Annotated in this window: 28 protein-coding genes, 1 pseudogene and 1 riboswitch; of the genes and pseudogenes, 6 read left to right on the forward strand and 23 right to left on the reverse strand. The window is 59.7% G+C overall.

All coding sequences use genetic code 11. The annotated features are described in order from the left end of the window. Positions 1 to 22: 22 nt before the first annotated feature. Positions 23 to 457 (reverse strand): MarR family winged helix-turn-helix transcriptional regulator, encoded by a 435-nt coding sequence (locus tag DNK10_RS14665; protein ID WP_131192137.1) that lies wholly within the window; start codon positions 455 to 457, stop codon positions 23 to 25. A 120-nt stretch (positions 458 to 577) separates the two neighbouring features. Between DNK10_RS14665 and DNK10_RS14670 the strand changes: the two genes are divergently transcribed. Then, complete coding sequence (locus DNK10_RS14670) at positions 578 to 907, forward strand: four-helix bundle copper-binding protein (protein ID WP_131179083.1); 330 nt, start codon at positions 578 to 580, stop codon at positions 905 to 907. On the opposite strand, the gene DNK10_RS14675 is transcribed toward DNK10_RS14670, so the two are convergent. The 15 genes from DNK10_RS14675 to ttcA form a co-directional block, all read right to left on the reverse strand. Further along, positions 908 to 1639 (reverse strand): adenosylcobinamide-GDP ribazoletransferase, encoded by a 732-nt coding sequence (locus tag DNK10_RS14675; protein ID WP_131192078.1) that lies wholly within the window; start codon positions 1637 to 1639, stop codon positions 908 to 910. It lies immediately after the preceding gene. Beyond that, positions 1636 to 2202 (reverse strand): alpha-ribazole phosphatase family protein, encoded by a 567-nt coding sequence (gene cobC, locus DNK10_RS14680; RefSeq protein ID WP_131192079.1) that lies wholly within the window; start codon positions 2200 to 2202, stop codon positions 1636 to 1638. Before cobC ends, DNK10_RS14675 begins: the two co-directional genes overlap by 4 nt. Next, on the reverse strand, positions 2199 to 3254 hold the full coding sequence (gene cobT, locus DNK10_RS14685; RefSeq protein WP_131192080.1) for a nicotinate-nucleotide--dimethylbenzimidazole phosphoribosyltransferase: 1056 nt from the start codon (positions 3252 to 3254) through the stop codon (positions 2199 to 2201). The genes cobC and cobT overlap by 4 nt, the downstream gene beginning before the upstream one ends. Beyond that, a complete protein-coding gene (gene cobU / locus DNK10_RS14690; RefSeq protein WP_131179087.1) occupies positions 3251 to 3772 on the reverse strand; it encodes a bifunctional adenosylcobinamide kinase/adenosylcobinamide-phosphate guanylyltransferase in 522 nt (173 codons plus the stop codon). Before cobU ends, cobT begins: the two co-directional genes overlap by 4 nt. Then, the gene (locus DNK10_RS14695; RefSeq protein WP_131192081.1) at positions 3773 to 5263 is read right to left on the reverse strand and encodes a cobyric acid synthase; all 1491 of its coding nucleotides are present in this window, start codon (positions 5261 to 5263) and stop codon (positions 3773 to 3775) included. Continuing rightward, on the reverse strand, positions 5260 to 6252 hold the full coding sequence (gene cobD / locus DNK10_RS14700) for a threonine-phosphate decarboxylase CobD (RefSeq protein ID WP_131192082.1): 993 nt from the start codon (positions 6250 to 6252) through the stop codon (positions 5260 to 5262). The genes DNK10_RS14695 and cobD overlap by 4 nt, the downstream gene beginning before the upstream one ends. Continuing rightward, a complete protein-coding gene (gene cbiB / locus DNK10_RS14705; RefSeq protein WP_131192083.1) occupies positions 6245 to 7153 on the reverse strand; it encodes an adenosylcobinamide-phosphate synthase CbiB in 909 nt (302 codons plus the stop codon). Before cbiB ends, cobD begins: the two co-directional genes overlap by 8 nt. A 12-nt stretch (positions 7154 to 7165) precedes the next feature. After that, entirely contained in the window at positions 7166 to 7816 is a 651-nt protein-coding gene (bluB, locus tag DNK10_RS14710; RefSeq protein WP_131192084.1) for a 5,6-dimethylbenzimidazole synthase, read from the reverse strand. Beyond that, positions 7813 to 9132, reverse strand: a complete 1320-nt coding sequence (locus tag DNK10_RS14715) for a cobyrinic acid a,c-diamide synthase CobB (RefSeq protein ID WP_131192138.1) — start codon at positions 9130 to 9132, stop codon at positions 7813 to 7815. The genes bluB and DNK10_RS14715 overlap by 4 nt, the downstream gene beginning before the upstream one ends. 5 nt (positions 9133 to 9137) lie before the next feature. After that, positions 9138 to 9764, reverse strand: coding sequence for a cob(I)yrinic acid a,c-diamide adenosyltransferase (cobO, locus tag DNK10_RS14720; RefSeq protein WP_131192085.1), 627 nt, complete (start codon positions 9762 to 9764; stop codon positions 9138 to 9140). Positions 9765 to 9909: 145 nt separating this feature from the next. Then, positions 9910 to 10142, reverse strand: a riboswitch (cobalamin riboswitch). 34 nt (positions 10143 to 10176) lie between these two features. Then, a complete protein-coding gene (locus tag DNK10_RS14725; RefSeq protein ID WP_131192086.1) occupies positions 10177 to 10704 on the reverse strand; it encodes a C40 family peptidase in 528 nt (175 codons plus the stop codon). A 137-nt stretch (positions 10705 to 10841) separates the two neighbouring features. After that, positions 10842 to 11474 carry a C40 family peptidase gene (locus tag DNK10_RS14730; protein ID WP_131179094.1) on the reverse strand — a complete coding sequence of 211 codons (633 nt, stop codon included), beginning with the start codon at positions 11472 to 11474 and terminating at the stop codon, positions 10842 to 10844. A gap of 45 nt (positions 11475 to 11519) precedes the next feature. Further along, positions 11520 to 12308 (reverse strand): NAD-dependent protein deacylase, encoded by a 789-nt coding sequence (locus DNK10_RS14735; protein ID WP_131179095.1) that lies wholly within the window; start codon positions 12306 to 12308, stop codon positions 11520 to 11522. After that, positions 12308 to 13027, reverse strand: coding sequence for a DNA-3-methyladenine glycosylase I (locus DNK10_RS14740; RefSeq protein ID WP_131179096.1), 720 nt, complete (start codon positions 13025 to 13027; stop codon positions 12308 to 12310). Before DNK10_RS14740 ends, DNK10_RS14735 begins: the two co-directional genes overlap by 1 nt. A gap of 21 nt (positions 13028 to 13048) precedes the next feature. Further along, a complete protein-coding gene (gene ttcA, locus DNK10_RS14745; RefSeq protein ID WP_131179097.1) occupies positions 13049 to 13873 on the reverse strand; it encodes a tRNA 2-thiocytidine(32) synthetase TtcA in 825 nt (274 codons plus the stop codon). A 346-nt stretch (positions 13874 to 14219) separates the two neighbouring features. On the opposite strand from ttcA, the gene DNK10_RS14750 reads away from it, so the two are divergent. Next, complete coding sequence (locus tag DNK10_RS14750; protein WP_131192087.1) at positions 14220 to 14798, forward strand: DNA-J related domain-containing protein; 579 nt, start codon at positions 14220 to 14222, stop codon at positions 14796 to 14798. A gap of 44 nt (positions 14799 to 14842) precedes the next feature. Beyond that, positions 14843 to 15379 (forward strand): SprT family zinc-dependent metalloprotease, encoded by a 537-nt coding sequence (locus DNK10_RS14755; RefSeq protein WP_278248832.1) that lies wholly within the window; start codon positions 14843 to 14845, stop codon positions 15377 to 15379. Positions 15380 to 15597: 218 nt separating this feature from the next. On the opposite strand, the gene DNK10_RS14760 is transcribed toward DNK10_RS14755, so the two are convergent. From DNK10_RS14760 to DNK10_RS14770, 3 genes are all read right to left on the reverse strand, one after another. Continuing rightward, a complete protein-coding gene (locus DNK10_RS14760; protein WP_131179100.1) occupies positions 15598 to 16176 on the reverse strand; it encodes a cytochrome b in 579 nt (192 codons plus the stop codon). A gap of 125 nt (positions 16177 to 16301) precedes the next feature. After that, positions 16302 to 16607 carry a Dabb family protein gene (locus DNK10_RS14765; RefSeq protein WP_131179101.1) on the reverse strand — a complete coding sequence of 102 codons (306 nt, stop codon included), beginning with the start codon at positions 16605 to 16607 and terminating at the stop codon, positions 16302 to 16304. Positions 16608 to 16663: 56 nt separating this feature from the next. Then, complete coding sequence (locus DNK10_RS14770; protein WP_131179102.1) at positions 16664 to 17530, reverse strand: intradiol ring-cleavage dioxygenase; 867 nt, start codon at positions 17528 to 17530, stop codon at positions 16664 to 16666. A gap of 203 nt (positions 17531 to 17733) precedes the next feature. Here DNK10_RS14770 and DNK10_RS14775 point away from each other — a divergent pair, with 203 nt between their 5' ends. Continuing rightward, positions 17734 to 18648, forward strand: a complete 915-nt coding sequence (locus DNK10_RS14775; protein ID WP_131179103.1) for a LysR family transcriptional regulator — start codon at positions 17734 to 17736, stop codon at positions 18646 to 18648. Between the two features lie 5 nt (positions 18649 to 18653). Here the strand turns inward: DNK10_RS14775 and DNK10_RS14780 are convergent, their stop codons facing one another. Next, on the reverse strand, positions 18654 to 19502 hold the full coding sequence (locus DNK10_RS14780) for a sugar phosphate isomerase/epimerase family protein (protein WP_207389957.1): 849 nt from the start codon (positions 19500 to 19502) through the stop codon (positions 18654 to 18656). A gap of 271 nt (positions 19503 to 19773) precedes the next feature. Here DNK10_RS14780 and DNK10_RS14785 point away from each other — a divergent pair, with 271 nt between their 5' ends. Then, positions 19774 to 21219, forward strand: a complete 1446-nt coding sequence (locus DNK10_RS14785) for a sugar porter family MFS transporter (protein WP_131179105.1) — start codon at positions 19774 to 19776, stop codon at positions 21217 to 21219. Positions 21220 to 21366: 147 nt separating this feature from the next. Further along, the gene (locus DNK10_RS14790; protein ID WP_131179106.1) at positions 21367 to 22242 is read left to right on the forward strand and encodes a sugar phosphate isomerase/epimerase family protein; all 876 of its coding nucleotides are present in this window, start codon (positions 21367 to 21369) and stop codon (positions 22240 to 22242) included. 82 nt (positions 22243 to 22324) lie between these two features. On the opposite strand, the pseudogene DNK10_RS26175 reads toward DNK10_RS14790, so the two are convergent. The 3 genes and pseudogenes from DNK10_RS26175 to DNK10_RS14800 all read right to left on the reverse strand — a co-directional run. Further along, positions 22325 to 22641, reverse strand: a pseudogene (locus tag DNK10_RS26175) (hypothetical protein); the annotation flags it as partial. A 63-nt stretch (positions 22642 to 22704) separates the two neighbouring features. Continuing rightward, positions 22705 to 22848: a transposase gene (locus DNK10_RS26180; protein WP_242674651.1), complete on the reverse strand. Its 144-nt coding sequence runs from the start codon at positions 22846 to 22848 to the stop codon at positions 22705 to 22707. A 382-nt stretch (positions 22849 to 23230) separates the two neighbouring features. Then, positions 23231 to 24454: a maltoporin gene (locus DNK10_RS14800; protein ID WP_131179107.1), complete on the reverse strand. Its 1224-nt coding sequence runs from the start codon at positions 24452 to 24454 to the stop codon at positions 23231 to 23233. Positions 24455 to 24575: the final 121 nt, after the last annotated feature.

A 24575-nucleotide genomic window follows, 5' to 3' on the forward strand; every position in this document is an offset into this window, starting at 1 on the left:
CTTCTGTTGTCAGGTCGAAACGCTAAGTGGGGGGAAGGTGATCCGAGCCCTGGCAATCCAGGCTGGCGAGCAGCTCGTCGAGCGCTTCCAGGTGTCGCGGTTGCAGGCGTTGCTTCAATTGCACCTGCACGGTCTGCCAGGCGCCCAGAGCCTCAGCGAGGAGCTGCTGCCCTGACGCTGTCAGCTCTACCAGTCGGTTGCGCTGATCGGCACCTTCCTGCAGCACCACCACTCCCCTGCCTTCGAGCACCCGAAGGTTACGGCCCAATGTGCTGCGCTCGAGCCCCATGGCATCGGCCAGATCGGTGATGCTCGGTTTGTCGAGGTGCTGCAGATGCTTGAGCAGAGAATACTGAGCAACGTTGAGCCCGACATCGCTCAAGGCGTCGTCATAGAGTTTGCTGACGCCGCGGCTGGCACGACGCAAACGAGTGCAGAGGCATTCGGTAGGCAACATGGAATACATGTATATACCCGCATTATTGTTTGCGCAACCTGAAAATCGACTCACGTCAGAAACCCCGAACATTGCCAGGCGATTCCAGTCAACCACACACGACCCTTAGGAGAACTGAGAATGCTTTCCACACGATATGCCTCATGCATCCAGGCGTGTAGCGCTTGTGCCATTGCCTGCGAAACCTGCGCGGCAGCCTGCCTTGAAGAGCAAGACCTGCAGATGATGCGCACCTGCATTCAACTGGATCGCGATTGCGCGGATATGTGTCGGTTGGCCGAAGTGCTGATGCTGCGTGATAGTGCCTTGGTCGATGAGTTCTGCCGACTCTGCGCCGTTGCCTGCCAGGCTTGCGCGGAAGAATGCATCAAGCACGGACACGATCACTGCCAGCAATGCGCTCAAGCCTGCCAGCATTGTGCGGACGAATGCCAGGCGCTGGCGGCTTGATCAGTTGGCGATTTGCAACGCCATCAACAGCAGCACAACGCACTCCAGCACTTCCAGCAGCGCCCCGGCGGTGTCGCCCGTCGTGCCGCCGAGGCGCTGCAGCATCATGCGCCGCAGGCAGAGGAAAATGCCCGCTGCCGTCAGCATCACCCAGACGCCACCGAACACCAGGCAGACCAGCGATGTCGCCACCAGCACGGCGATGGCGGCCGAGCGTGGCAGGTGACCTGCCAGCGCCTCGCCCAGACCGCCCGCGCGAACGTATGGCGTACAGAGAAACAAGGCCAGCAGAGCGCCACGCCCGAGCACCGGAACCAGCAGCAACGCGAGGTGATCGCCCTGTTCGAGCAAGGCCAGCAACGCGGCGAACTTGAGGAGCAGCAACAGCACCAGCACCACCACGGCGATCGGCCCACTGCGTGGATCCTTCATGATCGCCAGGGTACGATCGCGATCGCCGAAACCACCCATCCAGGCATCGGCGCTGTCGGCCAGGCCGTCCAGATGCAAAGCACCAGTCAGTGCGACCCACAGGCTCAACAGCAATGCCGCCTGCAGGGGAACGGGCGCCGCTTCGAGCAGATACCCGGCGGCCAGCAGAAGCAGGCCGATCACCACGCCAACCAGGGGATAGCAAAGCAGCGAGCGCCCCACCTGCTCCGGCGTGGGCATGCCGACCAGGCGCACCGGCAGGCGGGTGAGGAATTGCAGCGCGATCCAGAAAGGTGTCATGGAATTTCCCGCAGGCCCTGGGCATCGAGCTTCAGATGCACCCGTTGACCATGGGCGACACTGACCTGCAACAACTGCCCACGGGGCAGGCCCCGCGCTCGCGCCAACAACAGGCGCATCACCCCACCATGGGTGACCACCAGCAATTGCTGACCGCGGTACTCGACCTGCAGGCGCTGTATCGCCTCCAGCACCCGCGCCTCGAAGGCGAGCAACGGTTCACCGCCAGGTGGCGTGAAAGCATAGGGATCGGCCCAGAAACGGCCAAGATCCTCGGCATCGGTTTCCATCAGTTGTGCAGCGCTGCGTCCTTCCCAATCGCCGAAATGCAGCTCCTGCAAACCGGCCTCGAACTGCAGCGACAGATCGCGGGCGCCGGCCAGCTCCTCGGCAAAGCGCGCACAACGTTGCAGCGGCGAACTGATCAGCGCATCCCAGTGCTCATCCGCCTGTACCGCAGCCCGTAGTTGCGCCCAACCAGCGTCGGTCAGCGCGTCGTCCAGGCTGCCACGCAGACCGCCGCCCTGCTCCGTTTCACCGTGGCGCAGCAAGTGCAGAATCACGGTGCGCGATCCGCCACCGCCGCCTCGGCGAAGGTGGCCATTTCATTGTGCAGCGCACAGGCCAGACGCAGCATCGGAACCACCAGTGCAGCACCGCTGCCCTCGCCCAGGCGCAAGCCCAGACTCACTATCGGCGTGGCCTGCAAGGCGGCGAGCAGGCGCTGATGGCCGGGCTCGGCGCTCTGATGGGAAAACAGCAGCCAGTCGCGGCACGCCGGGTTCAGGCGCACCGCCAGCATGGCGGCGACGCTGCAGATGAAACCGTCGACCAGCGCCACCACCCCCTGCTGTGCGCAGGCCAGGTAGGCGCCGGTCAGCGCCGCGATCTCGAAACCGCCCAGGCAACGCAAGGCTTCTATCGGTTCGCTGGCGGCCCCACGGTGCAGCGCCAGCGCCGTCTCGATAACCTGTGTCTTGTGAGCTACGCCGGCAGCGGCAAGCCCGGTGCCCGGTCCCACCAGATCAGCCACCGGGCAATCCAGCAGCAGACAAGCCAACGCCGTCGCCGAGGTGGTGTTGCCAATGCCCATCTCACCACCGATGAACAGCTCACGACCATCCTGTGCGGCACGGACAACACTGTTGCGCCCTGCCTGCAGGGCGATCAGGGCCTGGGCCGGGGTCATCGCCGCCTCACGCATGAAATTGGCGGTACCGGCGCCGACATGCAGATGACGCACGCCTGGCAGCGGCTCGAGCGGCAGCGCCGTTCCCAGATCGGTCACCTCCAGCGACGCGCCCAACTGCCGAGCCAGCACACTGATCGCCGCGCCACCGCCGACGAAATTGCGCAGCATCTGCCCCGTCACCGCCTGCGGGTATGCCGATACGCCTTCGGCGACCACACCGTGATCGCCCGCGAAAATGGCGATCCATACCTTGTCGATACTTGGGCGCTCACGCCCCTGCAGCGCAGCAAGGTGAATCGCCAGGCGCTCCAGTTCGCCGAGCGAGCCAGCTGGTTTGGTCAGTTGCTGCTGCCGCGCCTCGGCCTTGTCGCGCGCAACCTGATCGAGGGGCTGACAGGGATTTAGCCACCAATCGAGATTCATAGCGCATCTCCCTTGAGAATCATGGGCAGGCCAGCCACCGTGAACACCACGCGCTGGCAGCGTTCGGCGATGGCCTGGTGCAGCAAGCCGGCTTCATCGACATAGCGACGGGTCAACTCGCCCATCGGCACCACACCGAGACCGGTTTCGTTGCTGACCAGAATCAGCCGGCCCGGCAACGCCTGCAGACAAGCCAGCAGCGCGTCGCGCTCGCGCACCAGGCGCGCGTCGTCCTCCAGCAATAGCAGGTTGGTCAGCCACAGGGTCAGGCAATCGACCAGCAGGCAGCGCTGCGCGGATGCCTGCTCGCCGAGTACCCGGGCCAGCGCCAGCGGTTCCTCGACCAGGCCCCAGTGTGCCGGGCGGCGATCGCGATGCTGCCGGATACGGCTGCTCATCTCGCCGTCGAGCGCCTGGCTGGTGGCGATATAGATCACCTCCAGGCCCGACTCATCGGCCAGCCGCTCGGCCAATCGGCTCTTGCCGGAGCGTGCGCCGCCGAGAATCAACTCCTGCATCTATTCGATCTCCGTGTGGACAGCCAGGCCGCAGAGCGCTCGCAGTGCCGCCTGATCCAGATGCGCCTCGACCAGATCGGCCAGGCGCTCGATATCGCGCTCGCGCAAGGCGTGGTAATCCACCACCTGCACATCCTGAAGACCGGCCCAGCGCAGCAGCGCCGAACAGGCTGCCGAGGATTCGAACAGACCGTGCAGGTAGGTACCCATGACCTGGCCATCCGCACTCAGCGCGCCATCCGCGCGGCCGTCATCGAGCCGAACCACGGCGCGTTGCAGATCGGCACCCGAAGTCACCCCGGCATGAATCTCGTAACCGCAGATCAACGCATCTTCCAGGCACAGCCGCCCACTGACATTACGCAACTGCTTGTGGGATTCCAGCACCGTGTCGATCTGCAGCAAGGCGAAACCATCGCTACCGCCGACGGGCCCCTCCAACCCGCTTGGATCCTCGACCCGGCGCCCGAGCATTTGCAGCCCGCCGCAGATACCGAGCAGCTTGCCGCCGTAGCGCAGGTGCCGGTCGATGGCTTCGGCCCAGCCCTGGCTGCGCAAGAAGGCCAGGTCAGCACGCACGCTCTTGGAGCCAGGCAAGATGATCAGGTCGGCGGGCGGAATCGCTTCGCCGGGGCCGACGAAGGTCAGTTCGACCTGAGGGTGCAGGCGCAGCGGATCGAAATCGGTGTGGTTGCTGATGCGCGGCAGCACCGGCACCACCACCTTGAGCACCTGCTCGGCCTTGCCCACCTGGCGACGGTCGATGGCGTCCTCGGCCTCCAGATGGAAATCCATCAGGTAGGGCAGCACGCCAAGCACCGGCTTGCCGGTGCGCTGCTCGAGCCAGTCCAGGCCCGGTTGCAGCAAGGCGATATCACCGCGAAAGCGATTGATCACGAAACCCTTGAGACGCGCCTGCTCACTGGGCGACAACAGTTGCAGAGTACCGACCAGATGGGCGAACACACCGCCCTTGTCGATATCGGCGATCAGAATCACCGGGCAGTCGACCGCCTCGGCAAAGCCCATGTTGGCAATATCGTTGGCACGCAGGTTGATCTCCGCGGGAGAGCCTGCGCCTTCCACCATCACCACCTGATGTGTTGCCTGCAGGCGCTGGTGGGAAGCCAGCACCGCCTCGCGGGCGACCTGTTTATAGTCGTGATAGGCCACGGCATTCATGTTGCCGATGGCCTGGCCGTGGATGATCACCTGAGCGCCGGTGTCGCTGTTGGGTTTGAGCAACACCGGGTTCATGTCGGTATGGGGCGGCAGACCGCACGCCTGGGCCTGCACCGCCTGGGCGCGACCGATCTCGCCGCCGTCGGCGGTCACCGCACTGTTGAGCGCCATGTTCTGTGGCTTGAACGGCACCACGCTGACACCCTGGCGGCGCAGCCAGCGGCACAGCGCGGTCACCAGGGTACTTTTACCGGCATCCGAGGTGGTGCCCTGCACCATCAGGGTGGCGCCCGGTTCAGGCAGGCTCATCGCGACTCCTCGGCGAATACGGTCAGCGCCCGATCCAGGCGCTGCCAGCCTTCTTCGTCCGGCGGCAGGCCGAAACGAATGCTTGCCGGCCGCTCGAACAGCCGGGTGAGAATGCCATTACAGGCAAGAAACTCGTGTAGCAAGGCAGCACGCTCGCAGGCAATCCACTGGAACAGCGCGCAACCGCCGGTGGGTGGCAGGTCATGCTCACGCAACAGGTCGGCCAGGCGTTGACCGTCCCTGACAAGGCGCTGCCGCTGAGCCTGCTGGCTGGCGCGATCTTCCAGCAGATGGGTCGCCATCCAGCGGGTCGGCCCGCTGACAGTCCAGGGGCCGAGCATTTCTTCCAGCTCGGCGAGCAGCCTGGTATCGGCCAGCACGAAGCCCAGCCGCGCGCCAGCCATGCCGAAGAATTTGCCGAACGAACGCAACACGATCAGCCCCGGCAAATGGCTGTGGGCGGCCAGGCTCTGCTCCGGCGTGCAATCGATGAAGGCTTCGTCGACGATCAGCCAGCCACCACGTGCGACCAGACGCGCATGCCAGGCATACAACTGCTGCGGGGAAAAACGTCGCCCGGTGGGGTTGTTGGGGTTGACCAGCAACAGCACGTCGAGCCGCTCCAATGCTCGGTTGACGCTCGCCTCGCTGATTTCCAGCACCCGGTGCCCTTCGCGCTGCCAGGCCGCCGCATGTTCGGCGTAAGCTGGCGAGACGATGCCCACCCGCGCCTCACGTCGCAGCCGCGGCAGGCACTGGATGGCCGCCTGGGAACCGGCCACCGGCAATAACCGCCCGACGCCGTAATAGGCGCAGGCAGCCGCTTCCAAGCCATCATCCAGCTCAGGTAAACGCACCCAGGCCTGCTCTGGAATCGCAGGCAGCGGCAGACCATACGGCGCCACGCCAGTCGAAACGTCCAGCCAGTCGGCCAGCTCGATAGCGTATTGAAGGGCCGCCCGGCGCAATCGCCCGCCATGCTCAAGCAACGCACACCCCCACGATCAGCATCAGCGACAGCCACAACAGCACGCCGCCCCAGACCAGGTTCATCGCCCGTTCGATATCCCGCGCCTGGGGCTTCGGGCCTTCGCCGAGTTCGGGGCGCTGGTGCACCTCGCCATGATAGATGGCTGCACCGCCGAGGCTGACGCCCAGCGCACCGGCACCGGCGGCCATCACCGGCCCGGCGTTGGGGCTATCCCACTGCGGCGCCTGCCGCTCCCAGCAACGCAGCGCCGTGGCGGTTCGCCCGAGCAACGCATAGGTCAGCGCCACCAGGCGCGCCGGTACGTAGTTGAGCAGATCGTCGATCTTCGCGGCGGCCCAGCCAAAGCGCTCGAAGCGCTCGTTGCGGTAGCCCCACATGGCGTCCAGGGTATTGCTCAGGCGATACAGCACCACCCCTGGCGCGCCTGCGACGAGAAACCAGAACAGCGCGGCGAATACCGCGTCGCTGCCATTCTCCAGTACCGACTCGGTACCGGCACGGGCGACGCCGGTGGCATCAAGATCCTCGGTGCGGCGGCTGACCATATAGCCGACCCGCTGGCGGGCCAACGGCAGATCGCCAAGGCGTAGCGCCTGGGCCACTGGCTGGGCGTGCTGATCGAGGCTGCGCAGGCCAAGGGCCGCGTACAGGGCGACGATCTGCACCAGCCAGCCGATCCAGGGTAACTGCACGAGCAGGATGGTCAGCAGCGTCCACGGCAATACCGCCAGGCACCAGGCGCTGACGCCATGGCTGCGCCAGCCACCACCGGACGGGTTGAAACGCTGCTCCAGACGACTGGCCAACTTGCCAAAGCCCACCAATGGATGCCAGCGTCTGGGTTCACCGAGAGCAGCGTCCAGCGCAACGCCAGCGACCGCACTGAGGATCAGGCTCATAAGCGCACGCTGCTATTCATGGGTTCCCCAGCGATCCTGAAACAGCAATTCACTCAATGGCTGCACCTCGGCCCAACCTTCCTGGGCCAGCATCGGCGCTGGATAGAACGCTTCAACCGGGCCGAGACACAACACCGCCACGGGCTTGCTGCCAGGCGGCATGCCCAGCAACTCGGCCAGCGCCGCAGGATCGAACAGCGATACCCAGCCCATGCCCAGCCCTTCGGCTCGAGCAGCCAGCCAGAGATTCTGAATGGCGCAGGACAGTGACGCCATGTCCATTTCCGGCAGGGTGCGTCGCCCGAATACATGGGCCTCGCGCCCGTCCATCAGCGCTGCAACCAGCACTTCGGCGCACTCGCGAACGCCCTCGACCTTGAGCCGCATGAACGCATCGGAACGCTCGCCCAAAGCCTCGGCGGTCAACCGGCGTTCGGCCTCGACCAACTGATAGATGTCTTCACGCAGCACCGGCCGGGTGATGCGGATGAAGCGCCACGGTTGCATCAGGCCCACACTGGGCGCCTGGTGGGCCGCTTCGAGCAACTTCGCCAGCAGCTCGGGCGCCACCTCGCCGCCACTGAAATGACGCATATCGCGGCGCTCGGCGATGGCCCGATAGACCGCGGCGCGCTCGTCAGCGCTGAAGGCGTGATCGTTCATGGCCGCAACAATGCCGCTGCAGTGGCCGGATTGGACGGCAAGTAAAAGTGAATATAGGACGCGGTAAGTCGACCGAGACGGAACACCGCCTCGCTCACCGGCTTGTCGTTGGGGCACTCGCCGAGGGCCAGCGGCTGCAGATCGGACTCGAGGCGTGAATGGTGATAGCTGTGCCCACGCAGCAACCCTTCGGGCAGCGTCACCGCCTGCAGCGCCAGGGCGACCAGGCGCTTCTGCATCTGTGCGTGGCCGGGCACCAGCCCGGCCAGTTCGGCTCGCTCACCGGCCACATCGCTCAGCGCATCGAGCAGGTAGAGCATGCCACCGCACTCGGCGAGGATCGGTTTGCCGGCATGCTGATGAGCCGAGATGGCCTCGATCATCGAGCGATTAGCCGCCAACGCCTGCAGATGCAGTTCGGGGTAACCGCCGGGCAGATAAAGGCTATCCACCTCGGGTAGCTGCTCATCGGCCAGCGGACTGAAGAACACCAGGGTCGCGCCCATCTGCTCCAGCAGATCGAGATTGGCCTGATAGGTGAAAGCAAAGGATGAGTCACGGGCCACGCCGATACGCACACCATCCAGCAGTGGCTGTACGGGCGACATCGGCGGAGCCGCGAAAGTCACGGGCGGCGGCAGAGTTACGGTCGCCGTCTGCGCGAGAGCGTCGGCAGCGGTATCCAGACGTACATCGAGGTCGGCAAGTTCACCTGCCTGCACCAGCCCCAGGTGCCGGCTCGGCAATTCGATGGCGGCGCTGCGCGGCAGTGAGCCGTACCAGCGAATGGATTCCGGCAGGCTGTCACGGATCAGGTCATTGTGCCGCCCGGGGTTGACGCGATTACCGAGCACGCCGGAGAACGGCAGATCAGGCTGATAGCTGGCCAGGCCGACGGCAAGCGCACCGAAGGTCTGGGCCATGGCCGAGCCATCGATCACGCCCAACACCGGCACACCGAAGCGGCGAGCCAGGTCGGCGGCGGACGGCGAGCCGTCGAACAGGCCCATCACCCCCTCGATGAGAATCAGGTCAGCCTCGCCAGCGGCCTCCCACAACAGGCGGCGGCTCTCGGCCTCACCGACCATCCACAGATCCAGCTGATACACCGGGTTGCCACTGGCGCGGGACAGGATCATCGGGTCGAGAAAGTCCGGCCCGCATTTGAATACCCGCACGCGCTTGCCCTGGCGGGAGTGCAGGCGTGCCAAGGCAGCCGTAACGGTCGTTTTGCCCTGCCCCGACGCCGGGGCCGCGATCAACAGTGCCGGGCAGTGACGCGGCGCGCGTTCGCCAGCATCGGGACTGGAAACCATACTCATCAGAATTCGACGCCTTTCTGCGCTTTGACGCCGGACTTGAAGGCATGCTTCACGAGCGTCATCTCGGTAACGGTATCCGCCGCCTCGATCATCGCTGGTGGCGCGCCACGGCCGGTGACCACCACATGCTGCAGCTCGGGGCGCGATTCGATATCACGCAGCACCACATCCACATCCAGATAACCATGCTTGAGGGCGATGTTCAGCTCGTCCAGCACCACCAGGGCGATCTGCGGGTCGCTCAGCAGTTGCCGAGCGACCTCCCAGGCCCGATGGGCTTTCTCGATGTCGCGCTGGCGATCCTGGGTGTCCCAGGTGTAGCCCTCGCCCATCACGTGATAGCTGACCTCATCGGGAAAACGGCGGAAGAAATGCTCTTCGCCGGTGGCCATGCCGCCCTTGATGAATTGCACCACGCCAACTTTCAGCCCATGACCCAGCGCGCGGGCGACCATGCCGAAGGCAGAACTGCTCTTGCCCTTGCCATTGCCGCTGTGTACCAGCAACAGCCCGTACTCGTCCTGAGCTTGAGCGATCTTCTCGTCCATCAGGGCTTTCTTGCGCGCCATGCGGGCGTTGTGTCGCGCATCGCGCTCTGTCGATTCGCGGCTTGGGGATGGGCTCATGGGATCTCCTCAGCGCCGGGCTGCCAGGCGCACGCAGGTGAAACGGTCGGGCAGGAACCAGGCTCATGCCGAACAATAAAAGGCTCACACAGAGGGAAGGCGGGCGCTGACCGGATCGATCGCGCATCGGCCGCGCCCACCGCGCAACTCAGGAAAGCGACAGGCCGGTCTCCGGGCTTGCGAGCGCCGCGTCTGATCCAGACGCAGCCACCAGCGCCGCCTTCCCGTATCAGCGATACAGTGGCAAAAAACGCGGTTTGACTCGTTTACCGTTGCGGGGGCAGCGTCGGCATTGCCTGCTTAATAGAGCAGTGGCGCACCGACTTCCCAGTTTCACCCCCGGTCGAAAGCGGGGACACCTGAAGCAAGCGACGAAGGGTAAGGATTGGCTGCGCCAGCGTCAATCGAAGACTCAGGGATGGCTGGCCAGCTCGACCGGAAAGACGCGCTTGGCTTCGATGTAGGTGCGCTGCCAGTAGCTGTTGCCGAGGCTGTCGAGGCGCACGGTGCCGCCCGAGGACGGCGCATGCACGAAGCGACCTTCACCGACATAGATGCCGGCGTGGCTGACCTGACGGCCGCCATTGGTGGCGAAGAACACCAGATCACCGCTGCGCAGGGCTTCACGCCCGATGGTCGGCGCTCGCATGCTGATCAGCTCGCGCGTCGAACGAGGCAACTGGATGCCGGCTGCATCGCGGTAGACATAACCGATCAAGCCGCTGCAATCGAAGCCACTGGCCGGCGTATTGCCGCCGTAGCGATAAGGCGTGCCGACAAGACCCAGGGCACGAAACAGCACATCGTCGGCACCGCCCTGATAACCGCCAGGAACGGGCGCTACAACGACTGGTTGCGGAACGGGTACCGGCGCTCGACTGGAGCAGGCACTGAGCAGTGCGACGAGAAGCAGGAAGGCGATGCGGACGGTAGCAGTCATGGACGGACGATCCTGGAGCCTGGATGCGTCCTACTCTGCCGCGTTCACAACTGCAGTGCAAGCTTTAGCTTTACGCTGCAGTTCGTTGAAAACCATCAAGATGTTGCCCGATCTCTACAAGACCGGACAGCAGTACCTCAATGCTGGGAGGCCAGATGCTCGGTCGGCGCGAGAGCCAGGACACGCTTGGCTTCGATGAAGGTGCGCTTCCAGTAGCGATCATCCAGGCTATCGACCCGCACACCACCACTGCGGCTGCTGGAAGAATGGATGAACTGATCATCCCCCAGATAGATGCCGGCATGGCTGACACGACCGCGCCCATTGGTGCTGAAGAACACCAGATCACCGGGCTCCAGCTCTTTGCGCTCGACCAGCGGTGCGTCGATCTTGATCATTTCGCGAGTCGAACGCGGCAGTTCCATGCCCAGTTCCTCACGGAACAGATAACCGATGAAGCCACTGCAATCGAAACCGGTTTTCACCGAGCTACCACCGAAGCGGTAGCGGGTACCGACCAGGGAAAGCCCTTTCTCGAGGACACTATCCGCCAGAACCGGAAGCTCATAGGGCGCGTGATCGGCAAAGTCGGCGACTGCGTCGTCTTCGACAGCATCGTTCCTGTCCAGAACAGGCGCTGCGACCACCGGTCTGGCAGGCAGAGAAGCCTGGACAGGGGCGTCGATCTGGGGTTGTGGAGCATGGTTAGCGCAGGCGGCGAGAACCATCGTAAGTGCGAGAGGCACGAGGGGTGCGAAGCGTTTGCGCATGGGCACGACCGTGGCGTGAAAAATTAACAGCCGCGACTATGCCTACTAACAGGGCCATTTGCAAATTCTATGATGCTTTATGTGACTCAGTAGTTCCGGGAAAACATCTAAGGCCCTTTCTTCCATCCTGAAGTCAACCAGATCGCTGACCTCGCTCTGCGACAAATTGACCTCCACCGTCACTCCGCCAGACTGGCATGCGCGCAGCAGCGGCTCGACTATATAAGGAAAGCTGGCACTGGTGCCGACGCTGATCACCAGATCGAAGCCCTTCTCCAACTGCGCACAAAGACGCTCGACGGCCGCCTCCGGCAGCATCTCGCCAAACAGCGTCACGGGCGGGCGCAGCACTCCACCGCAATGCGCGCACAAAGGCGGTAGCGGTCGCTGCAGATGCTCGGCGAGCCGCTCATCCACGCCGCCACACCGCTGGCAGTGAAGTGGCGCCAACTCACCATGGATTTCGATCAGGCGATCCGCCGGACTGCCTGCCAAACGGTGATAGCCGTCGATATTCTGGGTGAGCACCCAGCATTCGGGCTTCAAGGCCTGCAAGTCGGCAATCGTCACATGCCCGGCGTTCGGCCGAGCCGCCAGGCAGGCGGCGCCGAGCTGGGCCAGGTATTTCCAGCACAGCGCCGGGTCGCGGCGCAGCATGTCGCCCGACAGCGCCACCTCGATCGGCAAGCCCTCTTCGGTATGGCCGTTGTACAACCCGCCTAGACCGCGGTAAGTAGGCAGCCCGGAGTCGGCCGACAAACCGGCGCCAGTGATGATCAGGATCCGCTGCGCAGCGGCGATGGCCGAGGCGATGCGCGACAGATGCGGGTGCATCAGTGATTGACCGTGTGCGCCAACATCACCGACAGCTGACACAGCGGTCGACCGCTCTGCTCGTGCCACTGATTGAAAGCAGCCTGTACCGCCGCACGATCACGCTGGCTGTTCGGCGCCTTGTCGATGATTTTCTGTGCTTTGAGCGCAGCGACCATGTCGTCGCTGGGAATGAAGGTGTCCTTGCCGACCATGCGCAGAAAGCGTGGTGCCGAGAGGCCGCCAAGCTGGCTGCCCTGCTTCGCCAGCCAGTGCCAGAGTCCGACGATATCGGTCACCGGCCAATCGGCGATCAGCGCGCCAAAGGCGAAACCGGGCTCAGGGCTGGTTGTCTTCACGGCAGCAGCCGGGCCGGTCAGTGCGCCACGCTCCACATCGAGAATGAACTGCGCGTTGCGCGGCACGCTCTTGAGCTTGCCCAGGTGACGGATCAGGCGTGTGTCCTGCATCAGCCGCTCGAGGCGCTCGCCGCCCATCAACACGACCTTTTCCGGGTCGAAGCCGAAGAACACTTCCTCGAAGGCCGGCCACTTGGCGTCCACCAGGCTGTGCTTGAGGCCGGCACGAAAGATGCGCAGGCTCATGATCGACAGATAGCGATCATCGCTCAGGGCCCGCAGCTTCTTGTCAGAGGCCGGCTGCGGCAGGCGCGCTTCGAGCGCCTCGACCGAACCGAAGCGGTTTACGCAGTACTCGTGCAGCCATCGGTAATCGTGCATCGTTGCGGCCAGCCCTCGAAATTACAGGTTCATCACATTCAGAAAGCGCGGCGTGGCCTGGTCATCGATCTTCAGGTTGGTGAAGTCGAACAGGTTGCGGTCAGCCAGTTGTGACGGCACCACGTTCTGCAAGGCACGGAACATGATTTCGGTACGCCCCGGTGACTTGCGCTCCCACTCCTGGAGCATGTCCTTGACCACCTGGCGCTGCAGGTTTTCCTGGGAGCCACAGAGGTTGCACGGAATGATGGGGAATTCCTTGAGCTTGCTGTAGGCCTCGATATCGGCCTCGTTGCAATAGGCCAACGGGCGAATCACCACGTTGCGCCCGTCATCGGCGCGCAGCTTCGGCGGCATGGCCTTGAGGGTGCCGCCGTAGAACATATTGAGGAAGAAGGTCTCGAGGATATCGTCACGGTGGTGACCGAGGGCCATCTTGGTCGCACCGATTTCGTCGGCAAAGGTGTACAGGGTGCCGCGACGCAGGCGCGAACACAGCGAGCAGGTGGTCTTGCCTTCCGGGATCTTCTCCTTGACCACCGAATAGGTGTCCTTCTCGACGATGTGGTACGCCACGCCGATGGATTTCAGGTAGGCCGGCAGCACGTGCTCGGGAAAGCCCGGTTGCTTCTGATCCATGTTCACCGCGACGATCTCGAAGTGAATGGGCGCGACCTTCTGCAGATACAGCAGGATATCGAGCATGGTGTAGCTGTCCTTGCCACCGGACAGGCAGACCATGACCTTGTCGCCCTCCTCGATCATATTGAAGTCGGCAATGGCTTCGCCGGCCTGCCGACGCAGGCGTTTCTGCAGCTTGTTCTGATTGACCGAGAGGGTGCCCATGGCGCGCAAAAATCCGCTAGAAGTACTGAAGCCGCGCATTTTACCCAGAAAATAATGCGTACCCCAGCCACAAAACGGCTAACAGGCTGTTGAAAAACTACCTGCGTTGCCATCGCGGCGTTAAAAACAGGCTTAGCAAGCCGCTTGCGGCTAACGCACTTCAGTGCGGCCCGAAGGGCGAGCGCAGCGAGTCATGCTCATTTACAATGCGTAAACTCCGCTTTTTCGCCTGTTTCTGCCTTGCGCTGGCTGCCTCGTCAACGTTTTTCAACGGCCTGCTAACCGTCGCCGAGTGGTCCATGCGCTTCGTCATGCAAGGCAGCCGACCTTCGATTAAGGTGAGCCGATGAACGAAGAAACCACCCCCGCCGCGCAGCTGCTCGAATTACTGCATGCAGCTCCCGAAGGCCTCTCGGAATACCAGCTGCTGCTGCGACTGAGCCGCAGGCAAGGCACTGCAGAGCGCCTGCCCAGCGATACGCTGGAACTGTTTCGCACCCACTTCCTGCTGTTTCACACGCTCTACAGGCTGCGTGATCAGCTGCATGCCGAACAGATGGCACTGCTGCAGATCAGCCCACTGTGCATTCGCCTCTTGCCTTACCAGGCGGGTGAAAGCGCCTTGAGCGAGAACGATCCGCTGCGCGAGTATTACCTCGACCTCGATCACCTGCGCGATACGGGTGCGGAGGATGTACGGAAACTGCTTGAAGCCTTCTGGATACGCTTGCAGGGCGGCGAGGAAAAACAATCCGCCCTCGCCGTACTTGAGCTGGACACACATACCGGCGAGCTCGACCTGTCGATCATCAGGCAGCGCTACCGACAACTGGTCAGCCGCCACCATCCCGATCGCGGCGGTAGCACGCAACAGCTGCAGAGCATCAACCACGCCATGGAAACGCTACAGCGTTATTACCGCTGAAGGCAGACACCGTTCAGCCCGCAATCACTGCGTGAAGAGTTGATCTGCGGCATAATCGGCAACAGTCACCTGCCTCCGATGCCGCCATGCCAGACCAGATCCACGCCCGCGTCGAAGCCTGCTATCAGCAGGCGGAAAGCTTCTTCAAACAATCCTTCAAACGCCCCGAGGTGAGTTTCAAGCTGCGCGGCCAGAAGGCCGGGGTGGCTCATCTCACGGAAAACAAACTGCGCTTCAACCCGCAGCTGTACCGCGAGAACCAGGAAGACTTCCTGCTGCAGACGGTCGCTCACGAAGTGGCTCATCTGATCGCCCACCAACTGTTCGGCCCGCGCATCCAGCCACATGGTGAGGAATGGCAACTGATCATGCGTGGGGTCTACGAGCTGCCGCCGCATCGTTGCCACAGCTATGACGTGAAACGACGCCAGGTCAGCCGTTTCATCTACCGCTGTCAGTGCCCGCAAGGCGAATTCCCCTTCTCCGCCCAACGCCACGCACTGGTCGCCAAGGGCCGCCGCTACTTCTGCCGGCGCTGCAAGATCACCTTGCAGTTCACCGGTGAACAGCGACTCGCGTAAGCGGACTACGGCAATGCGCAGTCAGGATCTCTGAAAGGTCAGTGTGCGTGTGTAAAAACGCGCCCTCATCCCTTTGATTTTCGAGAACTTCGCAGCAGTAGCTGACCGCAGAAGAAACCTGGCCTGTCACAACGCCGGTATCATCGCTTATGTGCCCAAGCCGATGGCGAGCGAAGCGCCGAGAGTGTTCGAGCATTGCTACCCGTCAGCTCCAATAGTCAACCGACCTCTTCCCGACGCCCTCGTGAACGCCCGCCCAGAAGCATCCCCTTCAAGACATCGTCTTTATCTACAAAATGATGCTTCAAAGCGATAAGTACATGCCCGCCGACGAGAACGCCACAGCCCCAGGCGGACAGTGTGTGAATCCATTTGGCCAGGCTGTACAAATCCTGGTTCGCCTCCACCAAGGGAGGCAACAAAAACAGCCCCAGCACCAGAACAGGCTTATCCGCAACTGAGCTCCAGTACCATCCAGAAACGGGTAATGCAACCAGCGCCACCGTGTAAAGAAGAACGTGCCCGACGTGAGCTGCTCGCTGTAGGGCTGGGCTCATGCTATCCGGAAATTTTGGCGGCGGATTTAACAGGCGCCAAAGGATGCGGATAACAATGAAGAACAACAAACTACTGGCCACAGCTTTGTGCAGAATGGTGATCCCATGATCGCTATTTACTTGATCCCGCAGGTAAACAGCGACCATCCCAAGCAGCCAGCCCACGATCCATAAAATCGCCATTATCCAATGCAGCCACTTTGCGACGGCCGTATAAGAACTCGGTCGGTCTTTGCTCATAATCATTTCCAAATTGACTGCCAGGACTGCAGCCACATACGGGTTAGATGAGTTGGAGGCGACTCTTTCACTCCTGAAAGCAAGCCACTCCCATCAGCAGCAACTGGCCAGATGGAGTAGGCGCTTCAGTACAGATAGTCCACTTGGTGCCGTGCGATCCGTACTGTTCCCAGCTCTTCCCTGACACGTAGATGTGCCGGATGCGATGCGTAACCTTCCAGCGCTTCCACTGAGTCGAATTCCGAATACAAAACAACATCACATGCATAGTCGACCTTACTGAAATCCACACCGATTTCGAGCAAGCGAAGGCCTGGAATCTCGCTGCGAATTTCCTCGAAAGCATTTTTCAATTTTTGAATATTTGTTGTGCGTTCTTGTTCTGTATCGCCACTCAGATTCCACATGACGATGTGTTTTACGGGTTGCATAGATGCTCCAGGGTGTAGGTGCACGCGGCACCGTCAATAACTGCCAGGTAATAGGGTCAGAATGCGGAGCGATTAAGAACGAAATCGAACTCAAGCGTGTAGAAAGGCTTTTCCTGCTGGCTACCATCCGGAGCAATCCCGGGATCATGGCGCACCCAATCAGCAATCAATGAAGAACGCACGCCAAAGACTGCATCTGAATCGAGGTACTCCCCACCCTCGCGGAATACATGGGTTACCAATCGCTCGTAACCAGTCGCAGAAATCATGAAATGGAGGTGCGCCGGGCGCCAGGGATGGCGGTTGAGCGCATGCAGCATTTTGCCCACCGGACCGTCATGTGGAATGGGATAGCACTCGGGAACGATCGTCTTGAAGTAATAACGCCCTTCGCTATCACCCTGAAGAATTGCGCGCCCGTGATAGGCCTCGAGCCCCTCTTTTTGAACGTCATAGAAACCGGCATCATCGGCCTGCCAGACTTCGATTTCCGCGTGCGGAATCGGCTCACCATCGATGTTGCGAATCCGCCCGTTAACGAACCAAGGCGTCCCGGCAAGGCCACCAGTAATGTCCTCACCGAGGTCATAGCGAGGTGCATTCTGTACATGGAAAGGACCGAACACGGTGGCTTCGGTGCAGCCTTCAGGCTTCTTGTGATTCTGCGCGATCACCAGCGTCGACAGGCCCAAGGTGTCAGATAGCAGAATAAACTCTTGTCTCGTGGGCGAGCAGATCTGGCCAACCGCAGTCAGGAACTCGATGCCTTTCTCCCACTCAGCCTCCGTCAGCTTCGTCTCGCGCGCGAAAGCGTGAAGGTGCTGCACCAGCGAAGTCAGAATCTCATGCAACCGCCGATCATCAGTGCCTGAGTTTCGGGTCAGGACTGCCTGTGTAATGGTCTGTTCATCTAGGTTTCTCATGGAGGGGCCTTTGGATCGAGTTGTTATTGTGGCTGTGGCAAGCAGATAGCTGTCGGCTGAAATTACGGCTCAAACACCGATGCACCGGACTGTTCAGAGTTCTGTCGTGTACGCTAAAGTGCCGATGGACGGAATAAAATACTAAAAATGAAAATCTTTATTTCTCTCATGAAAAAGTCCACCGATAGCTAGCAGGAGTAGGAATGGATCGCTTCACTGAACTCGAACTGTTTGTTCACACTGCCGAACTAGGGACACTGAGCAAAGCTGCTGAGAAGCTGGAGATTTCCAACGCAGCCGCGAGCCGTCACCTTGCCGCACTTGAAGCCCGGCTGAAGGTGCGCCTGATCGAGCGCAATACCAGAAGACTTGCCCTGACTAACGCCGGCCATGACTTTTATGCACGCTGCAAGACCCTCCTTGCAGAGTGGAGCGAAGCCGAAGCCTCCGTAAATGCATCTTTGGTTGAGCCCACAGGCACGTTAACCATTACGGCAACCGTTTCATTTTCCATGCTGCACCTAGCCCCTGTGGTTCCTGAATTTCAAAAGCTGTATCCGAGAATCAAGGTAAAGATCCTGGGTGCCAATCGTTATTACGACATCATGGACAGTGAGATTGACTTGGCCGTGCGCACGAGAGAGTTCGAAGCAGACTCGAACATTGCAGTCAGGAAACTGGCTATTACCCGTAGAGTGCTGGCGGCCTCTCCGAGCTATCTCAAACGGCGTGGTGTTCCTCGCACGGTCGAGGCGCTCGCCGATCACGACATGCTCATCTATAGCCTCGCAAACCATCCAAACACAATGGAGTTCACTCGCGGGGATGAGAAAGCGGTAGTGAAGGTACAGCCCTCTCTGGAAGCCAACGATGGGCAAATAGTGAGGGCTGCTGCGTTAGCGGGTGCAGGGATTCTGGTGCAACCCAAGTACATCATTCACGACGACCTGATCTCAGGAAGGCTATTGCCCGTCCTGGATGACTGGGATCTACCACGACTTACCATCAACCTGGCCTTCCAGGATCGACGCTACATGCCTGCGAAGACAAGACTGTTCATCGATTTTCTCCTAGAGCATTTCAAGCGCAACGAGTACGAGCGCTACTGGACACGCTGAAACCATCACTGACTCAGGATCTGGGGGGTTTCGTGAAGCTCGACGAAGTGTTCGAGTGACGTCCTGCAGGCGGCGGCGATGTCCTCTGCAGACATCGAAGCATTGGCAATTGAGAAAACTTCAGGGCCGACTTGATTAAGCCCTCCAATTTCGTCCAGCAGAGCAACGATCGGTTTTAAGGCAAAGTCGCCTTGCCCAGGCCACCTACGCTGAAAGCAGTCTTCCTCAAGCGTGAAGCCCTGAGGAAGCGCGAGGACACCGTCACAGATCTGTACGCAATGAATCCTCTCCCCCGGGATGTTTGCCAAGGTCTCCAGCGTCGAATTGCTGCGAGTGAAATGCAGCGTGTCAAACACCAGGCCGCCATTGGCCTGGTTAGCCAGGCGCACGATATCCCAACCGTTTTGCAGAGTACGAACGCCCCACATCGGAATAGGTTCGAGGTCGCAGACCAATCCATGTTCGGCTGCTCGCTGGCAGATACCGGCGTAGTAATCGACCTGTTGCTGAACTGAATAGGCGTCGTGTGCAAAGGTAGCGTTCAGACTCATGAACCGACAGCCAAGCGCGCTGCAGATTTCGAAGAACGCCTCCGCACTCATGGCGTGATCGGCGACAAATGCCTCATCCATGTTTTTAGGTTGCCACGCGGGATTCCATGTACACAAGGGATCAAGTCGATTGATAGCAACCCCGCTATCTGCTGCGATTGCAAGCATATCCTGGATCGAAAAGCCCTGTTGAACTAGACGCTTGATCTCTTGAGGCTGCAGCGTGAGCTCACTGTAACCAGCGAGCCGTGTGGCCTTGATCTTGTCTGCATAGCCTAGATGCAGAACGTTGGAAAAAGGCATTGTGAAAGTGAGGTCTCGCCTCAAGCTACTCGCTGCATTCGGCATTGGGTCGTACCATTTTCCGTCGTAAGAGGTGCCAGACGGTAGGTTTCACGGCCCCATTTGTCAGCTACAGAATCGAAATTCTGATTTTCATTTACTGCACCAAAGCCCTGTCAGTTTTTCACGCAGAGGAAAACACATTTACTTATTGCGGATTTTTTTTCGCTTTCATCATCTGTAGCCTTGATCCATCACACATACAAATAAATCCAATAAAAGGTAGATAGTCATGCGTACTAGTGATTACGCCACCTCTGGTGCCCCCTCCAAAACTGGCCTTCTTTGGCGCATCGCAGCCATCGCTACCATGGGGTCGCTTGCATTCGGTTACGACACCGGTGTGATCTCGGGTGCCCTCCCCTTCATGACACTCGAAGCATCGCAAGGAGGACTGGGGCTGACGCCCTTGACCGAAGGACTGGTGGCCTCCTCTCTTATTTTCGGCGGCGCATTCGGAGCATTGTTCGCAGGCCATATGTCGGATCGATTCGGCCGTCTTGAAGTACTCAAGATGCTGGCTTTGCTATTCGCCATGGGCGCAATCGGTAGCGCTCTATCACCAGACATGTGGGTAATGGTTGCCACGCGCTTTGCCTTGGGTATCGCAGTAGGTGGCGCCTCAGCTACCGTACCCGTCTTCATTGCCGAGCTCGCGGGGCCCAAACACCGGGGACGTCTGGTTTGTCAGAGCGAACTCATGATCGTTTCAGGACAATGTCTGGCTTACATCTCCAGTGCTCTATTCGCACACATCTTGGAGAGTCCCTCTGTTTGGCGCTACATGCTGTCGATCTCGATGGTTCCGGCAGCCCTGCTGTTTATAGGCACCTACTTCGTCCCTACGTCACCACGTTGGCTCGTTAGCAAAGGACGAGTCGCCGAGGCTAAAGCGATCCTGCATGACATTCGCGATACCAGGGAAGAAGCAGACCACGAGCTAAAAGAGATTACCGAACAGTGTGACCATGACCGTACTCATCAAAGCATGATGAGCAAGCTGAGCGAGCCGTGGTTGGTCAAACTTCTGCTGATCGGGATCGGTCTGGGGTTCATGATTCAGGCCACCGGCGTGAACGCGTTCATGTACTACACCCCGAGCATCCTCAAATCCACGGGCATGGACACTAATGGAGCCCTGGTAGCGACTATCGGCAATGGTGTGATCTCTGTTATCGCGACGCTGATCGGAATGTGGTTGATCGGTCGGATGGGGCGGCGCCCGATGCTTCTGCTCGGCTTGAGCGTCGTTGTCATCGCTCAGATTTTCCTGGGCATTGTGATGAACTTCATGCCGAATTCACTTGCCCAGAGCTATCTGGCACTCTCCGGAATCCTGCTTTTCCTGTTCTTCATGCAGATGTGCATCGGTCCGGTCTACTGGTTGCTGATGTCGGAGCTTTTTCCAACCCACGCTCGCGGTTTGATGAATGGCATTTCAGTTGGGATGTTCTGGATCTTCAATGCAATCGTTGCCTTCGTCTTTCCGGTCGCCCTCACGTATTTCGGTGGCATGACGTTCTTCCTGTTCGCAGTGATCAACATAGGCTCCATCATTTTCTGCTCACTGTGCCTGCCAGAAACGAAGGGCTTGTCATTGGAGGAGATCGAGCAGTTGATGGAGCAGCGCCTAAGCCGCCCCCGTCGGGAATGGCACAAGTCCGAAGCAATCAGTTGAGGAGAATGCGAGGGTTAGTGACGTGGCCCTCCTCACTCCCAGCCGTTATGGACATGCCCATTATTTGGCGGCAACTGGCTGAGCGGCGCTGCCTTGACCAGCAGCACGTTTGAAACACTTAACCGTAGTTAAATAAGAGCACACCCTATGTCGATCAATAATATCGAGCTTCTGGCCGCCTACTGGACCATCGCCGGCGATACCTACCCTGGTGCAGCAACCGAGTTCAGCCCTCACTCATTGCAGGCGCGTGCCGAGGCCGCATCCAAGGCGGGCTGGCGAGGCATGGGGCTCGTTCATGCCGATATCCTTCACACTGTAGAAAGGCACGGCATTTCGACCGTCCGCAATATCTTCAAAGACAATGGCATCAAACACCTTGAGGTCGAATTCCTGATCGACTGGCATTTGAGCGGTGAGCGTCGCACGGCATCGGACAGGATCTGCATGGAGCTGCTGGAAGCTGCCGGCGAACTCAATGCGCGAAACATCAAAGTCGCTGGTGGTCTATTTGATGAAGACGCACCAGACATCGAGGCGATGAGGGAGCACTTCGCTGTCCTCTGCGATAAGGCGAAGCCGTTCGGAGTGAATGTTGTCGTCGAGTTTTTGCCCTTCTCAAGCATCAATACTATCGACCGTGCTCTGGCATTAACTAAAGATGTGCGTCCGAATGGCGGCATTCTGATTGACACCTGGCACGTCGCACGTGGCGGTATGAGCAACGACGAAATTCAAAAAATCCCGACAGACCTGATCAAGTCTATCGAACTCAATGACGCGGCCAAGGAAGTCAATGGCACCCTGTTCAACGACTCGACTCACTATCGCAAGCTCTGCGGAGAGGGCGATCTCGATGTCACAGGCTTCATTCAGAATGTCGTCGACGCAGGCTACCAAGGCCCATGGGGGGTCGAAGTGATTTCCGCTGAACTACGCAAACTGCCGTTGGAAGTCGCAGCCAAGCGTGCCTTTGACACGACCATTGCTCAATTCGAGCAGATTCGCTTCCCTAAATCCTGAGAAAATCTTTGATGAAGCAAGCCCGGAGTGCGGCTTGCTTCATGCATCATTACCTGGCTGCGACATGCCAAAACCCCAGTATCTAGCTGCCCTGTGGTGGTCTACTAAACTCGGATACTGCGTTGCGCTTCTTCTCCGAAATCGACCGATATTCTGCTGTGCCAGCGCAGCGTTCATGTAACCCACAATCGGGTATCCACTCGATCTTTAGGCTGCGAAACAACCGTTTTAGTCACGGCAGTTTCCGCGGCGGCTCATGCTCTGCTTGAAACGATAGCGCCACAGTCGCTGACGGAAGCTTCGGTTGTCTTGGTCTGAGTGAAACAGCACGTTCTGAGGCCGGCCAAGCTGCTCGTAGGCCATGTCCAAAGCCTTGATTACCAGATCGGAATCGGGCTTCCAGCTCCTAGATCTTTTGCTGCTCGGATGTCAGCTCGTAGGAGTGACACCGTTTCGCTCTTCCTAAAGCGGGTTGATCCACCGAGGCAGTGCCGACTCAACCAATCCAAGCGAACGGGCTGCTTCGATATGGCTGTAGCCCTGATCGAGCACCAGGCTGGCAGCTTCGCGCTTCTCAGTGGAAAAGGAACGACGTTGCTTGGTCATTAGACGCTCACTGCGGGGAGCATTCTCGCCCTAAATCGGTGTCCGAGAACGACACCCGCCATTACGCCAAGCCAATAACGCTGTATAGATCCAGGGATATTCTTCTTGAATTATATATTGCGATGTTTTTTACAAGTTACTTGCAATCTCTTGGAAGCGCTGCCTGCGTATGGGCCTTCAACGCTTCCCGTTTCTCAGCTGACTCCAAGTAAATGAAACAGTGAAGTTTCTGGTTGAACAGATATGAAACTTAAGAATTCTCGCCTCAAAATACTTCAGTGCATATTATGTGGAGGCGACCTGTCTCTCAGCAGCAGGTCGCTCCACACCAATCAGAAGCCCTCAGGAATTAAAGCATTGCCGCTAATGAGAGGGCGGCTGCTTACCAGCCATATTCCAGTTGGACGCCAATGTTCGAGCCATGCAACACATTACCGAAGGCCCCCGTGTCAGACAATGCAGATCCTGCAGCCAGCTCACTCGCCGCCCTTTGTGCCGCTTCGTTCCAGCGGGCATAGGTGTAGTAAAGGCGGAATTCAGGGCGGTCTCGGAAACCGGGGCCAGAGGGTGACCAGATCGGTGCAATTGTAAACTTATCAAGCTTGCGGGTGCCTCCCGGAGCCTCAATCTGGTCGCGACCGATCTCCGCGGCGAGCTTGAACTGATGAGTGAATGCATATACCGGGCGAGCCCCCACCGAGATCCAGTTCTGATCGGCACCGTCGGTGCGTGAATCTTTCTGATACACCGCCTGAACCTGGCCACTCAGCTTCGCCGTCATATCCCATGTTACGAACTCCACCACACGCCAACTCTTGTTGCCACTGCTGAGCGTGGGGTCACCTGTATAGCCAAGGCCCGTGCCAGAGCCCTCTCCATACTGAAGTGCGAAAGTGTTAACGCCACCGAGGAAGTCCTTTTGCTTGTGCTGAGCAGTCACCGCCCAGCCGCTGTGGGCCTCATTGGCATCAGGTTTATCGATATAGCTGACACCCACTTTCAACTCACCGCCTGGGTTAGGGGTAAAGCCTCCCACCGTAAAGTCGTGTCGATTGATATAGTCTTTCTGGGTGTAACCATCCTTGCGCGAAAACACGTAGCTGTATTTGAGGCCACCGATCAAGACCTCATCCAAGCCAAATCCGGTAGCACTCTGGTTCCAATAGAAAAAGTCAGAAATATGAATATCATTACGATTGTAATAGCGTCGACCTGCCCACAATGAACCGCCATTGAGCGCCGGCATGTTGCTCCACTCGGCATACATCTGTGGCAGCCGCGTCTCGCCATGTTCGCCGGTGAACCTGGGCGTATGCCCATATTCATTGTAAAGGGAAAGCATGCCCTCGAGGCTGACAACCGATCCGTCGTCCAGCTTCAAAACATCTTGACGCAGATCCAGTTCCCCGTATTGCTCACACTCGTTACCAAGGCGGTATTTAGAGGGTGCCCCGGGCAGCTGAAAACACGATTGGCCAGGCCCGTTCTTTGCCTCCCCTACCCCAGTCCTAAAGTAGCCGGTGAATTCCAAGGCATTTGCAGTCATGGGCAATATCGAAACCGCCAGCACCGTGGCGGCCGACAAACCCAGATTGAATTTCTTCATTTAAACCACCTTCTTGTTGTTATTGGCTTACCTGGATCCAACCTCTCTTCAATCCATAATTTCAAGCGACGCATTGATCAATCATTTCAAATCCACGAAAGTTGCCCACACAAGAGCAGCA

Source organism: Phytopseudomonas daroniae (assembly GCF_004327275.1).
GTDB classification, from domain to species: domain Bacteria; phylum Pseudomonadota; class Gammaproteobacteria; order Pseudomonadales; family Pseudomonadaceae; genus Aquipseudomonas; species Aquipseudomonas daroniae.

Excerpts from the sequence above, each read along its gene's own strand:
- DNK10_RS14665 (WP_131192137.1), bottom strand. The coding sequence starts at position 457 with ATGTTGCCTACCGAATGCCTCTGCACTCGTTTGCGTCGTGCCAGCCGC.
- DNK10_RS14670 (WP_131179083.1), top strand. The coding sequence starts at position 578 with ATGCTTTCCACACGATATGCCTCATGCATCCAGGCGTGTAGCGCTTGT.
- DNK10_RS14675 (WP_131192078.1), bottom strand. The coding sequence starts at position 1,639 with ATGACACCTTTCTGGATCGCGCTGCAATTCCTCACCCGCCTGCCGGTG.
- cobT (WP_131192080.1), bottom strand. The coding sequence starts at position 3,254 with ATGAATCTCGATTGGTGGCTAAATCCCTGTCAGCCCCTCGATCAGGTT.
- cobU (WP_131179087.1), bottom strand. The coding sequence starts at position 3,772 with ATGCAGGAGTTGATTCTCGGCGGCGCACGCTCCGGCAAGAGCCGATTG.
- DNK10_RS14695 (WP_131192081.1), bottom strand. The coding sequence starts at position 5,263 with ATGAGCCTGCCTGAACCGGGCGCCACCCTGATGGTGCAGGGCACCACC.
- cbiB (WP_131192083.1), bottom strand. The coding sequence starts at position 7,153 with ATGAGCCTGATCCTCAGTGCGGTCGCTGGCGTTGCGCTGGACGCTGCT.
- bluB (WP_131192084.1), bottom strand. The coding sequence starts at position 7,816 with ATGAACGATCACGCCTTCAGCGCTGACGAGCGCGCCGCGGTCTATCGG.
- DNK10_RS14715 (WP_131192138.1), bottom strand. The coding sequence starts at position 9,132 with ATGGTTTCCAGTCCCGATGCTGGCGAACGCGCGCCGCGTCACTGCCCG.
- cobO (WP_131192085.1), bottom strand. The coding sequence starts at position 9,764 with ATGAGCCCATCCCCAAGCCGCGAATCGACAGAGCGCGATGCGCGACAC.
- DNK10_RS14725 (WP_131192086.1), bottom strand. The coding sequence starts at position 10,704 with ATGACTGCTACCGTCCGCATCGCCTTCCTGCTTCTCGTCGCACTGCTC.
- DNK10_RS14730 (WP_131179094.1), bottom strand. The coding sequence starts at position 11,474 with ATGCGCAAACGCTTCGCACCCCTCGTGCCTCTCGCACTTACGATGGTT.
- DNK10_RS14735 (WP_131179095.1), bottom strand. The coding sequence starts at position 12,308 with ATGCACCCGCATCTGTCGCGCATCGCCTCGGCCATCGCCGCTGCGCAG.
- DNK10_RS14740 (WP_131179096.1), bottom strand. The coding sequence starts at position 13,027 with ATGCACGATTACCGATGGCTGCACGAGTACTGCGTAAACCGCTTCGGT.
- ttcA (WP_131179097.1), bottom strand. The coding sequence starts at position 13,873 with ATGGGCACCCTCTCGGTCAATCAGAACAAGCTGCAGAAACGCCTGCGT.
- DNK10_RS14750 (WP_131192087.1), top strand. The coding sequence starts at position 14,220 with ATGAACGAAGAAACCACCCCCGCCGCGCAGCTGCTCGAATTACTGCAT.
- DNK10_RS14760 (WP_131179100.1), bottom strand. The coding sequence starts at position 16,176 with ATGAGCAAAGACCGACCGAGTTCTTATACGGCCGTCGCAAAGTGGCTG.
- DNK10_RS14765 (WP_131179101.1), bottom strand. The coding sequence starts at position 16,607 with ATGCAACCCGTAAAACACATCGTCATGTGGAATCTGAGTGGCGATACA.
- DNK10_RS14770 (WP_131179102.1), bottom strand. The coding sequence starts at position 17,530 with ATGAGAAACCTAGATGAACAGACCATTACACAGGCAGTCCTGACCCGA.
- DNK10_RS14775 (WP_131179103.1), top strand. The coding sequence starts at position 17,734 with ATGGATCGCTTCACTGAACTCGAACTGTTTGTTCACACTGCCGAACTA.
- DNK10_RS14780 (WP_207389957.1), bottom strand. The coding sequence starts at position 19,502 with ATGCCTTTTTCCAACGTTCTGCATCTAGGCTATGCAGACAAGATCAAG.
- DNK10_RS14785 (WP_131179105.1), top strand. The coding sequence starts at position 19,774 with ATGCGTACTAGTGATTACGCCACCTCTGGTGCCCCCTCCAAAACTGGC.
- DNK10_RS14790 (WP_131179106.1), top strand. The coding sequence starts at position 21,367 with ATGTCGATCAATAATATCGAGCTTCTGGCCGCCTACTGGACCATCGCC.
- DNK10_RS26180 (WP_242674651.1), bottom strand. The coding sequence starts at position 22,848 with ATGACCAAGCAACGTCGTTCCTTTTCCACTGAGAAGCGCGAAGCTGCC.
- DNK10_RS14800 (WP_131179107.1), bottom strand. The coding sequence starts at position 24,454 with ATGAAGAAATTCAATCTGGGTTTGTCGGCCGCCACGGTGCTGGCGGTT.